Below are 12,034 nucleotides of genomic sequence, written 5' to 3'. Positions count from 1 at the left end.
AACATGAAGTGATAGGGCGAAAACCTGAAGAATTGATCGTGCCGGCCTTTGCTTCATTCCCCTCCTGGGAGGGGCCAGGGGTGGGTTGCCTTTTCACTATTGTCATATAGATTTTTTTTCTATACAATTGAAAAAATGACGACGAAACGTCGATTTCGCAACAAATACCGGTTGGAAGTCCGCGAGGATGACCATCCGCCGATGCACGTCCACCTTGTCGGCGGCAGTATCGACGTACTCATCGACCTGGATACACTCACCTGCCACGGATCCATGCCGAAAGGCCTGCGGGAGGATGTTTTGGACTGGATCGCCGCCAACCGGAATGAACTGATTCAGGAGTGGAAGAAATGGCACCCATGAAACGACCGCGATTACGTGATGTCCAGGCCCTGTCTGGATACAAGCTGAAAATTACATTCATCAACGATCAAACGTTTGTTGTCGACAAACGCGAATCCGTCTTTTCCAAACCTGGCCTCGCCCCTCTGCGTGACCCCGAAGCATTTGCCAAAGCCAGAATCATTCCCGGAGAGGGCTGGACCGTGACCTGGCCCGATCAGGACATCCAGATCGGGGCGGACACGCTCTGGCTCGATGCCTTGGAGCAGTCGGCGATGGACGAAAATACCCGCTCCTTTCTCGCCTGGAGAGCCAGGCACGGCCTCTCCCTGAAGGACGCCGCCAACGCCCTCGGCCTGACTCCACGGACCATCAGCGCCTACGGCACCGGCTCCCGTCAGGTCCCCCGCACCATCGTCCTGGCCTGCAAAGGCTGGGAAGCCGAAAAGAGGGATGAAAGCTGAGGGATGAGACCCGAGGGCTGAAACCTGAAGAAGACAACCCACCCATGGCCCCTCCCAGGAGGGGAACTGCACCGCATTCATCGCGTAGACTCCGAATCGACTTGTCACCATTTCCACCCACTCCCCGCACCACCCCATTCCATTCCCCTCCTGGGAGGGGGCAGGGGGGGGTGGCATTTTAACGAAGAACCAGGAACAACGAACGAGACAACGTCTCCCCCTCAGCCCTCAGGTTTCATCCCTCCGCCCTCTCCCTTCCCCTTCACCCCCATACTCGGCCGTACCCCGCCCCTGCCCGAGCCCAGTCCATTTCCATGCCCCGTTCGATTTCCCGCATGCATTGCACGCACATCCTGGCCGCGGGATGAACATCAAGGCGACGCATGTCGATGGCCTCGCCGCAGGATTCGCAGAAGCCGTAGTCTCCGAGATCCATGCGGTGAAAAGCCAAGAGGATCTCGCGTTTCAGGCGGCGTTCCCGATCCGCCTGCAGGAGCAGCATGCGCCTTTCGGCCTCCAAAGTGGCCCGATCATTATCATCCGCGCAGGATGGAACGACATCCCGGATGGAATGGTTGATCCGATCCACGTTGGCCGTGGTTTCAGCCAGGAGATCTTCCAGGCTGAGACGGAACGAAGCCAATTGTTCATGGGTCATGTTCATATCTCCTTATGAGGTATTGGAGTGACGCCACTAGATTCCATCCTACGCCGGTTCAATCGGCTCGGCAGGCTTCCTCGCCCCTTTCTTCCGACGCAGACGCAACCAGATCAACAGCGCCAGCATCACCGGCAGGCCGACAATGCCCGCGGGCTGAACCTTGGTCTTCAGGATGTGTTCCCATTCCGGAATATAGGTGAACACCTCCCGAGGGCCGCCCTCCGCGTCCATGAACCGCCAGAAGCCGTCATCACCGCGCACGAAGCGCATTGTGTCCAAAAACCGCTCATTGCCGCGCATGTCCAGGACCTCAAAGGTGGCCTCGGCTTCCCGGCCCATAAGGCGCAGCTCCATCACGTCGTCCATGGCGTAGAACCGTCCCCTGTACGGCTCATGAACGCCCTTGTACTTCTCCTGATTCACGTAAGGTTCAATGAAAAAGGCAAAGTCGTCGTACGTCGGCTTTGCCTTGTCCAACATCACCCGCACCAAGCCCTCGGTGCTGTGCCCCCAGGCCTGCCCGACGACGACCACCGAAACCACCGCCAGCAAAGCCAAAACCAGCATGGCGCGAACACTCCAATTAAAGATATTTTCATTTGCATTGTCAGTCATGGGACCTCCGTGTTCTAAAGATAAGGGTGAGGGCTGAAACCTGAAACCTGATGGGGCGCTCTTCGCTCAGCCAGATAACCGTGATTCCAAATAACCAAGAACAAGGAACGAGGAACGGGGAAACGTTATTTTGTTCGTTGTTCTTCATTCTTCGTCGGGAATCGGAGAACATGCGCAGGTTGAGCCAAAGACCTGAATCCTCGATCTACCGCGGACCGTTCCCCTCTTGGGAGGGGCCAGGGGTGGGTCGGCTTTGACAACGATGAACCAGGAACGACGAACGGAACAACGCCTCCCCCCTCAGGTCTCAGGTCTCATCCCTCAGATCTCTCTTTTCATCCTTCTTTCCCCTCTTCCAACCTTTCCCTGAACAGCTCCGCCGCTTCCGGGTCGATCTCGACGCCGTGCTTTTCGCGCAGATGTTCATAGGCTTCGCGCCAAGCCTGGCGATAGCGTGAGTAGAGGACATCGTTGCGGATGTATTCCTTGCGCTGCTCAAAATCCTGCGTTCGGTTCGTAAGCGCCTCTTCCAGGCACAGTACCGCGAAGCGATCCTCGTGCATCACCACCGGGCCGCATTCCCCGATTTCCAGAGAGAGAATGGTCTGCGCCCATTCGCCCGGAAAACGTTCCAAGGGCATCGGGTCCAGGGTCAGCACTTCCACGCCCGGCAGGGCTTCAGCCTCCGCGTCCAGGGCCGCGCGACCGTCCGCGCCTCCCAGGAGTCCGGCCTCGCCTTCATCCAGGGTGTGGAACACGGTTGCCCCATAAATGTCCGGCAAGGCGTACATGCCGATATTGTCCTCGAAAAAGCCCCTGACATCCTCGTCCGTAATGCTCTCTCTCGGAATTTCGGCGACCAGATCCGGCTGCAACGTACGCAGCAGCAGTTCGGCCTGAAACTGATGCACGGCCTGCCGAAATTCCGCCAATTCCGTGAAACCCTGTTCATGAGCCTCGCGAATCAGCGATTCCATGTTCCGAACATGCTCCAAAACATATTCCGGCGTGACCCGTCCGGCGTGTTCCTTGGCCTCGGTCATCCGTCGCGCGTAAGCCAACAGAAATGCGTCATCCATCCGCTCCGAGACAACAGTATCGCCCGCTTTCTCCCCACCGCCCGTCAAATGCGAAACCTCCACCTCCTGGCATCCGACCAGCATGGTGGAGATAAAAAAAATGAAAAGCAATTTCATAAAAGTGCTGCGTAGAATCGACATGTGAACTCCTTATGTAATGTTCGTTGTTCTTGGTTCTTCGCCGGATAGCGTCGGAAATACGCAAGTTGAGTGAAGGCCTGAATCCGCAGGGTACCGCGGACCATTCCCCTCCTGGGAGGGGCCAGGGGTGGGTTGGCGTTTGGGCATTCACTGCCGAAATCGCGCCCCGAGCACGACACCTCTCAACCCACCCCTTAATCCCCTCCCTGGAGGGGAACTACGCCGTGCTCCTCGCGTAAGTCCGAAGCCAGCCCGCCAATACTTCCACCCAATCCCCTCGCCACCTCAATCCACTCCCCTCCTGGGAGGGGCCAGGGGTGGGTTCCCTCAGGTCTCAGGTTTCAGCCCTCTCCCCTTTTCACATCGATCCGGCATACATGGCCAGCATCCCGGAAATCAGTCCATAGACCACCAGCCCGACCACGCCGCCCAGGGTCAGGATCAGGGCCGGTTCGACCATGGCGCTCATTCGGGCGATCTTGTCCTCCAACAGCCTTTCATGCACCTCGGCCACGGTGAGCATGGATTCGCTCATCAGTCCGGAGTGCTCGCCGATATTGGCCATGGACATGGTGATGGGCGTGAAGGCCCAGCTTTCCTTGAGGGTGACGGAAAGCGGCTCTCCGGCCATGACCCGGTCCACGGTCCTGTCCAAAAATGCGTTCACGGCCGTGTTCGGGATGGTCGCGCTGGTGGCTCGCAGGGCTTCCACCATGGGAATCCGGCTCTCCAGGAGCAGGCTGAACGTCCGGGAAAAAGAGACCACCACGCCCAGGCGGATGATCGGACCGACCACGGGCAGATAGACCTTGCACCGATCCAGGTAATACCGAGTCAGGGGCACGGCGTGCATCACGGCCAAGGCCCCAATCCCGGCCCCCAACCCCATGAGCATGTTCAGCCCGTTGTCCTGCAAAAAAGCCGTGGAATCCATCAAAAACTGGGTCACGGGCGGCAATTTGCCCTGGATCAGCCCCATGAACCGGGGAATCACGAACAGAACCATGAACACCACCACGCCCAACCCCACAACCAGCACGATGCCCGGGTAGAAGAAGGACATCATCAGCTTCTTGCGCAGGGAGGACCGGCGTTCAATATAGTCGGCGATGCGCTGAAAGACCGTGTCCAGAATGCCGCCCATTTCCCCGGCCCGGATCAGGTTCACCATCATGGGCGAGAACACCCGCGGATGGTGGGCCAGGGCATCGGAAAGCGGCGAGCCCCCCTCGACCCTGGACAGGACCTCGGCCAGCACGGCCTTGACGTTCATTCGGTCGGTCTGGTCGTGCAGAATGCGGATGGCCTGGGTCACCGTGACCTCGGACTTGACCAGCGTGGCCAGCATCCGGAACAGGAGCACCTTGTCCTTGGTGGTCACGGGCAGAAACCGCGTGGGTGAGAACGCTCCAAAACCCCCGCCGACCCCGGCCTCCTCCACGGAAATCAGGGTCACCCCCCTGGCCCGCGCCTCAGCCGCCGCCGCCCCCTGGCTCTCAGCCTCGATCCGCAACCGGATCATGTTCCCGCCCGAATCCATGGCGCGGCAGTCAAAATAGGGCATGATGTTTTCTCGTTCTTCGTTCTTCGTTTGCGGCTGCGCCGCGTTTCTTTGTTCTTCGTACGTCGTTCGTCGTTATTGTTACTTCACCGCTTCTTTACCTGCTATTGTTGAGGTAGAAATTACAACCCGAATCCCCCCGAAACCGCATTCCATTCCCCTCCAGGGAGGGGCCAGGGGTGGGTTGGCGTGGGAGCATTCACTGCCCTGAGCACGCCTCAAGTACCCCAATCCAACAAACCCACCCCTTTATCCCCTCCCTGGAGGGGAACTACTCCGTGCTCCTCGTGAAAATCCGAAGTCACCCCGCCAACATTTCCACCCAATCCCCGCGAAACCACATTCCATTCCCCTCCTGGGAGGGGCCAGGGGTGGGTTGGCATTCTTACCTGTTTTCCTCAATCCAACGCTGAATACTCATCATCACACTCTCGAGATCACGTTTGACCTGGTCATCGCGGAAACGTAAAAAACGCACGCCAAGAGATTCAAGTCTTTCCTGGCGGTACGTATCTCTCTTCCAGACCTCCTCAAACTCATGGGACGCTCCATCAATTTCAATCGCCAGCATCAGTTCCTTGCAATAAAAATCCACGATGTAGTCGTTGATAGGACGCTGTCGGTCAAAATCATATCCAAGCATCTTTTTTTGTTTGAGTTGGCTCCAGATGAGCACTTCAGGGAAGGTCATATTCTTGCGTAATTTTTTGGCCAGTTCTTTGAGCTTGGGATTGTAGGGGATTATTTTTGGTGTTTTCATCTGACGGTGAATACCTGCTAACCTCAATGACTTTCAACCCACCCCTGGCCCCTCCAAGGAGGGGAACTACTCCGTGCTCCTCGCGAAAATCCGAAATCACCCCGCCATCATTGCCACCGATCAGCGCGAAACCGCATTCCATTCCCCTCCAGGGAGGGGCCAGAGGTGGGTTGGCATGTGGGCTTGCTTTGCCCAAACCACGCCTCAAGCACGACAATCCCTCAACCCACCCCTTAATCCCCTCCCAGGAGGGGAACGACTCCGTGCATCTCGCGTAAAACTTTAGCCAACAAGCATTATTTCCACCCAATCTCCGAGCCACCGCATACTAATCCCCTCCTGGGAGGGGCCAGGGGTGGGTACCTCAAGTTTCAGGTCTCATCCCCCCAACCCTATCTTTTTCATTCCATGGTCACCCGCATAATCTCCTCCGGCGTGGTCAAACCCATTTTCACCTTGTCCACGCCGTCTTCCAGCAGGGAACGGTAGTTGCCGGCGGCTCTGGCCGTGCGGGCGATTTCGTGGCTTGTGGCGCCGTGCATAATGCGTTCGCGCAGTTCCTCGTCCACCACCAGCAATTCGAACAGGCCGACCCGGCCGCTGTAGCCCTTGTGGTTGCACAGATCACATCCATCGAGCGATCGGTGGATCATGAACGCGCCCTCGGGCGTGTCCCGCAGGCCCAGCATGTCCAGTTCGGCCCGGTTCACGGGCCGGGGTTGTTTGCAGTGGGCGCAGACCAGGCGCACCAGGCGCTGGGCCAGGATGGCCCGGGCCGAGACGGCCACCAGAAAGGCCTCACCGCCCATGTCCAGGAGCCGGGAAAAGGAGCTGGGCGCGTCGTTGGTGTGCAGGGTGGAGAGGACCAGGTGGCCGGTGATGGCGGCCCGCAGGGAGACCCGCAGGGTGTCCGTGTCCCGGATCTCGCCGACCATGATGATATCCGGGTCCTGGCGCAGGATGGACCGCAACCCGGAGGCGAAGTCCAGCCTTACGCCGCCGTCCACCTGGGTCTGGTTCACGCCGCGCAGGGTCAGTTCCACCGGATCTTCCAGAGAGGTGATGTTCGTCGTATCCGAGCGCAACAGTTGCAGAGCCCCGTACAGGGTCGTGGACTTCCCCGACCCCGTGGGGCCGGTGACCAGGATCAGACCATGCGGGGAGCGCAGGATGGACTTGAACCTGGTGAGGCTCTTTTCGTCCATGCCCAGGGAGTCCAGCAAGATCTGTTCGTCATGGGGCGGCAAAAGCCGGAGCACCGCTTTTTCACCGTAGTTCACCGGCAGGATGGACACGCGCAGATTCACGGCCTCCACCTCGACCTTCAACAGCGTGGGCTGGAAGGCGAAGGAGCCGTCCTGGGGAGCGCGACGCTCCGCTATGTCCAAGTTGGCCAGCACCTTGATCCGGGAGATCAGCTTTTGGCCCATGGCCGCGGGCAGGGACTCCACCCGGCGCAGCATCCCGTCCTCGCGGAAGCGGACCAGAAAGCCGTCCATCTGCGGTTCGAAGTGGATGTCCGACACGTTGTTCTGGGAAATGGCCCGGACCATCAGCTTCTCCAGCAGTTCCACCACCGCGTTCAGATCTTCGCCGTTCACCGACTGGGTCCGGAAGTCGATCTTGGTGTCGAATTCCCGGGCATAGGCCATTTGCTGGATCTTGCGCAGTTGCCGTTCCGTGACCAGAACCAGACGCACGGGAGCCCGGACCAGACGCGAAATGTTCTGAAGCATGGCCCGGGGCACCGGACCGTTGCAGGCCAGCAAGAGTTCATTGGCCTCGTTGCGCACCAGGGGCATCACCCCGGCCCGACGGGCCATTTTCTCGGGGATCAGTCGCACCACGCGGGGATCCGTGGGCGTCCCGTTTCCGGTGTACAGAGGAATCTTGGTAAAGTCGGACAAGGCCCGCATGACCTGATCCTCGGTGAGCAGCCCCTCCCGGATCAACAACTGCCCGATTTTTTCCTGGACCACCCGCTGTACGGACAGAACATGCTCCAGGTTCTCCGAGGTGATCAGGCCCTGCTGGACCAGGTAGCCGCCAAAGCGGTCGCCGCGAGTCATCATTGTCTATCCGGCTCCGTTTCCGACATTTGAAGGCACCGGGCGAACCCGGCTCCTGATCGTGCATGTCCCGTTGTTCAAAAGACCACGCAAGGTCAGGCGGTTGCGCATCATTTCCTGGTTTTTAGCTGAAAGCAGGGCTGTTTCACTGGAGATCAATCCCGCCTCCATCAGGCTGATGAGGGATTGTTCCATGGTCTGCATGCCGTCGCACTGTCCGGTCTCGATGGCCGAGTAGATCATGTCGTCCTTGGCCAGCCGGATCAGGTTGGAAATGCCCGAGGTGGAAAACATCAGTTCCACCGCCGGAACCCGCCCGCTTTTGTCCGCCCGGAGCAGCAGCCGTTGGGAAACCACGGCCCGCAGGGTGGAGGAAAGCTGCTGCCGGATCTGGGTCTGTTCCCCGGCCGGGAACGAGCCCACCATGCGGTTCACGCTGGACATGGCGTCCTTGGAGTGCAGCGTGGAAAAGACCAGGTGCCCGGTTTCCGCGGCCATGATCGCGGTGCGCATGGTGTCCAGGTCCCGGATTTCGCCCACCAGGATCACGTCCGGGTCCGCGCGCAGGGAGTCGCGCAGCGCGTCGGGGAAGGAATGCACGTCCGTGTGCAGTTCGCGCTGATTGATGATGCAGTTGCAGTTCTGGTGCACGTACTCGATGGGGTCCTCCACCGTGATGATGTTCTTGCGCTCCGCCCGGTTGATGGCGTCGATGATCGCCGCCAGGGTGGTGGATTTGCCCGAGCCGGTCACGCCGGTGACCAGCACCAGCCCGTCCCGAAAGGTAGGCAGGCGGGACATGCTCGCCGGCAGGCCCAGGCTCTGAAAATCCGGGATGCCCTTGGCCAGAAGGCGGATGGCCACGGAAAGCGCCCCGCGCTGATAATACGCCGCGAATCGGAACCGCCCCACAGAGGCGCTGCTCACGGCAAAGTCCACGGAACGCTTCTCCTCCAGCACCGTTGCGTAACGCGGCGGCATGACCTGACCAAGCAAAGCCCGAATCTCCTCATGGGCATAGGCCTCGCAGCTCATGGGCCGCAAATCCCCTCCCATCCGGAACACCGGCGGCTCGCCGTAAGTCAGGTGCAGGTCCGAAGCATCCAGTTCCACGGTCTTGGCCAGCAACTCTTCCATGCTGTCCGGCTTGTGTTCATTTATGATTTGTTGGGTGATGGTTGTCATGGGTTAAATAGGGTTGAGGGATGAAACTTGAAACCTGAAAAGAGAGGGGTGAGGGATGAGACCAGAAACCTGAAGGGGCAAACCCACCCCTGGCCCCTCCCAGGAGGGGAACGGAGCAGAGGTCGACTCGACAAATCTTCAGGTTTCAGCCTCCAGGTTTCAGCCCTATCCTTTCCCCTCTCTTGTATTCACCCTGTATATTCATTACATATCTCAAAAGGAGACTTGAACTTTGAAAAAACTTCTCTGGAGCGAGGGAAAAAATTCGCGGCTTCTGGAACAACGTGGCCTTTGTTTCGAGGACGTCTTGCTGGCTGTCCAGGAAAACAGACTCTTGGCCATAGAAGTCCACCCTCGCCGAGACAGGTACCCCCATCAAAAAATTCTGGTGGTTGACCTCAATGGGTATGTTCATATTGTTCCCTTCGTGGAAAGCGAATCCGTCGTATTTTTGAAGACCATTTATCCTGACAGAAAATACCATAAGAAATACGCTCACCTTCTTGAAAAGGAGCCTCAATCATGAATAACATCCCTTACCTGGATCAGGAAGAGCAAGAACTTATCGAATCGATCCATCGGGACGACTATCAACAGCCTCCGGACATGGCCGCGGAGATGCGAGAATTTTCTTACTTGGTCGACAAGACGATCAACAAAAAGAAAGCCATCAGCATCCGCCTGCTGGAGTCCGACATCCAAAAAATCAAGGCCAAGGCCATCCGGGAAGGCATCCCATACCAAACATTGATCAGCTCCCTCATCCACAAATATGCCAACGACAGGGTATCGTCCTCGGCGATTTGATGCTGTTTGTTCGCCGTTCCGCGAACGGTGTTCGTCGTTCGTCGTTCGTCGTTTCCGCGAATTTGCGAGGTCTGGAGTAGAAGTCCGAATGCCCACGAACCGCATTCAAATCCCCTCCTGGGAGGGGCCAGGGGTGGGTTGGCATGTGGGCTTGCTTTGCCCAAACCACGCCTCAAGCACGACAGTCCCTCAACCCACCCCTTTATCCCCTCCCAGGAGGGGAACTACTCCGCGCTCCCGATGCCAATCCGATATCAACCAGCCCAACCCTTCCACCCAATCCCCGAGCCACCGCATTCCATTCCCCTCTCGGGAGGGGCCAGGGGTGGGTTTTCTGAACGAAGAACAAAGAACGGAACAACATCTCACCCATCACTCTTCACCCATCACGCTCCCCTCTTCCACCGGCTTAAAAAGCCGCCCCTCGGGAATCATCCGCTCCCACGCCTCTTCCGCCTCGTCCAAAACCCGGCTGCTGCGTTCCAGGAATCGACGGGTGGTATCCGGGCCTTCGTCTGGAGCGGCGATGATGTGGGGGGTGATCAGGATGACGGTTTCCTTGCGTAAGGCCCGACGCTCTACCTTCTTAAACAAGTAGCCCAGGGCAGGGATGTCACCGAGAAAAGGCACTTTTTGTTCGAAATCTTGGTCTTCTAGGCGGATGAACCCGGCCAGGGCCACGGTGTTGCCTGAGGGCACGGCCAGGATCGACTTGAACTCGTTCTTGTCGATGCCGTCCAGAGGAAAAGGCACTGGTTGGCCGGTGAAGTCGTTGATCAGGGTGATGCTGTTCACTCCGAGATTGGGCTGGTCAATGTCCGCCTCGATCTCCATGGTGATGGTCCGATCCGCGTTGATGAAGCTTTTGATTTTCAAGTCAGTGCCGATTTCTTCGATATCCACCACGGGGATAAAGATCACCCGCTCTGTTGTCTCAGTCACTGGCACAGTTTCCTTTGTCACCCCGGTACGTAGCGGAATCTGCTGGCCAACAAAGAAGCGAACCTCGACATTGTCTGCGGACATCAGGAATGGTGAAGCAATGGTCTTCAGACGATTCTCATTGGCGAACAATTGGAGACGCCCCATAAGTTTTTCTGTTGAAAAAACAAATGAGAAAGTGTTTGCAGTTAGAGCGTCAACGCCGCCAAGCGTCCCATATTGTGCCCATAATCCTCCTTGATCAAGAAAACTCTCGTTAATAACCTCAGGAAACTGAAAAAATGACTCAAACCCATCCCCCAGATCCAGCCTGACGATCTTCACCTCCAACAACACCTGCCGGATCGGGGTGTCCAGTTCACGGATCAGGCCGGTGATGTGCCGCAACAAGCCTTCGTCCGTGGAGCGAACCACTATAGAGTTGTTTTTCTTGAAAACGGTGATCACGGCAGGAAGACGTCGTCCAACGGTGCTGGCGGCGTCCTCGATCTGGGAGACGGTCTCTGCCTCGCCTAGTTGAACCAACAGTTTGCGCTCGTCATCGGTCAGCGCCGACGAAGTCGTGCCGGTCGTGGCCCCCGCGCCCACGGCCCGGGCCTCCAGGTGGCCATAGACCGACTCTCCGCTTATCTCCTTGTACTCCACATCCGGCCCGAGCATGGTGGCCAGAAGAGCCGCCATATCCTTGGCGTTGGTATAGCGCATGAAAAAGGCCTGAATTTTCTCAGAACGCTGGAAGACCATGGTGTCGGCAAAGGCTTTTTCGCTCATCACCGCCGTCACTCGGCCATCCGTACGGAACCAAAGTTCGTTGCCACGCAGCAGGGCCTCCACGGCCGTACTCAAATCCACGTCCTTCAAAAACAAGCGAACCTTTTTCCCGGCTACCGGCCCCTGAAGCATCAAGTTCACCCCGCCCACTTCGTTGAGCAGTTCCGCCGCGACCTCCAGAGGCACGTCCTGAAAAAATATTTCCTTTATCTTCTGCTTGCCCGCCGGATGCCGGAACCCTGGACGCATCACCCTGTCCTGGCCCGTTGGCTGATAGGAGCTGATCCGGCGCATATCCGGTTCCTTTTGCGGAATGCGCACGATGGGCTCGGTGTCGCGTTGGAGCACGGGCACCGACGGCGCGTACCGAAGATCAGCGGCAGGCTGAACGGTCTTGCAGCCGGGAAGGAGGAACAGCAAGAGAACGAGAAGGAACAACCCACCCCTGACCCCTCCCAGGAGGGGAAAGCCTGAATTGAACCCACCCCCGGCCCCTCCAAGGAGGGGAGTGATTCGCGGTTGTGCGGAAGCATGGTGCTTCTTTATCGAAGAAATGTCTGATGCAACACGAACAGCAGAGCCCAAATTCCCCTCCTGGGAGGGGTCAGGGGTGGGTTGAGGGCTGGCCTCATCAAAG

12 protein-coding genes are annotated in these 12,034 nt (G+C 58.1%); 3 read left to right on the top strand and 9 right to left on the bottom strand.

The features are described from left to right. Positions 1 to 135 precede the first annotated feature (135 nt). Together GY33_RS0115600 and GY33_RS0115595 are read left to right on the top strand one after the other, a co-directional pair. Complete coding sequence (locus GY33_RS0115600; protein ID WP_031388225.1) at positions 136 to 363, top strand: DUF4160 domain-containing protein; 228 nt, start codon at positions 136 to 138, stop codon at positions 361 to 363. Then, the gene (locus tag GY33_RS0115595; protein ID WP_031388224.1) at positions 351 to 806 is read left to right on the top strand and encodes a DUF2442 domain-containing protein; all 456 of its coding nucleotides are present in this window, start codon (positions 351 to 353) and stop codon (positions 804 to 806) included. Before GY33_RS0115600 ends, GY33_RS0115595 begins: the two co-directional genes overlap by 13 nt. A gap of 262 nt (positions 807 to 1,068) precedes the next feature. On the opposite strand, the gene GY33_RS0115590 is transcribed toward GY33_RS0115595, so the two are convergent. From GY33_RS0115590 to GY33_RS21565, 8 genes are all read right to left on the bottom strand, one after another. Continuing rightward, the gene (locus GY33_RS0115590; protein ID WP_051822709.1) at positions 1,069 to 1,464 is read right to left on the bottom strand and encodes a TraR/DksA family transcriptional regulator; all 396 of its coding nucleotides are present in this window, start codon (positions 1,462 to 1,464) and stop codon (positions 1,069 to 1,071) included. Between the two features lie 48 nt (positions 1,465 to 1,512). Then, positions 1,513 to 2,082, bottom strand: a complete 570-nt coding sequence (locus GY33_RS0115585; RefSeq protein WP_152555217.1) for a hypothetical protein — start codon at positions 2,080 to 2,082, stop codon at positions 1,513 to 1,515. 335 nt (positions 2,083 to 2,417) lie between these two features. Continuing rightward, positions 2,418 to 3,278: a peptidylprolyl isomerase gene (locus GY33_RS0115580; RefSeq protein WP_031388221.1), complete on the bottom strand. Its 861-nt coding sequence runs from the start codon at positions 3,276 to 3,278 to the stop codon at positions 2,418 to 2,420. Between the two features lie 382 nt (positions 3,279 to 3,660). Next, positions 3,661 to 4,866 carry a type II secretion system F family protein gene (locus GY33_RS0115575; protein ID WP_031388220.1) on the bottom strand — a complete coding sequence of 402 codons (1,206 nt, stop codon included), beginning with the start codon at positions 4,864 to 4,866 and terminating at the stop codon, positions 3,661 to 3,663. Between the two features lie 382 nt (positions 4,867 to 5,248). After that, the gene (locus GY33_RS0115570; RefSeq protein WP_031388219.1) at positions 5,249 to 5,623 is read right to left on the bottom strand and encodes an endonuclease domain-containing protein; all 375 of its coding nucleotides are present in this window, start codon (positions 5,621 to 5,623) and stop codon (positions 5,249 to 5,251) included. A gap of 401 nt (positions 5,624 to 6,024) precedes the next feature. After that, positions 6,025 to 7,695 carry a GspE/PulE family protein gene (locus tag GY33_RS0115565; RefSeq protein WP_031388218.1) on the bottom strand — a complete coding sequence of 557 codons (1,671 nt, stop codon included), beginning with the start codon at positions 7,693 to 7,695 and terminating at the stop codon, positions 6,025 to 6,027. Between the two features lie 3 nt (positions 7,696 to 7,698). Beyond that, entirely contained in the window at positions 7,699 to 8,877 is a 1,179-nt protein-coding gene (locus GY33_RS0115560) for a type IV pilus twitching motility protein PilT (protein ID WP_084185221.1), read from the bottom strand. 145 nt (positions 8,878 to 9,022) lie between these two features. Continuing rightward, the gene (locus GY33_RS21565; protein WP_153304591.1) at positions 9,023 to 9,292 is read right to left on the bottom strand and encodes a hypothetical protein; all 270 of its coding nucleotides are present in this window, start codon (positions 9,290 to 9,292) and stop codon (positions 9,023 to 9,025) included. A 107-nt stretch (positions 9,293 to 9,399) separates the two neighbouring features. On the opposite strand from GY33_RS21565, the gene GY33_RS0115550 reads away from it, so the two are divergent. Further along, positions 9,400 to 9,684, top strand: coding sequence for a hypothetical protein (locus GY33_RS0115550; RefSeq protein ID WP_031388215.1), 285 nt, complete (start codon positions 9,400 to 9,402; stop codon positions 9,682 to 9,684). A 372-nt stretch (positions 9,685 to 10,056) separates the two neighbouring features. Here GY33_RS0115550 and GY33_RS0115545 read toward each other — a convergent pair whose 3' ends face one another. Next, positions 10,057 to 11,835 (bottom strand): type II secretion system protein GspD, encoded by a 1,779-nt coding sequence (locus tag GY33_RS0115545; protein WP_031388214.1) that lies wholly within the window; start codon positions 11,833 to 11,835, stop codon positions 10,057 to 10,059. Between the last annotated feature and the right edge of the window lie 199 nt (positions 11,836 to 12,034).

This window comes from Desulfonatronum thiodismutans, assembly GCF_000717475.1.
In the GTDB taxonomy this organism is placed as follows: Bacteria; Desulfobacterota; Desulfovibrionia; order Desulfovibrionales; family Desulfonatronaceae; genus Desulfonatronum; species Desulfonatronum thiodismutans.
This window is presented reverse-complemented; position numbering and strand designations above follow the sequence as displayed.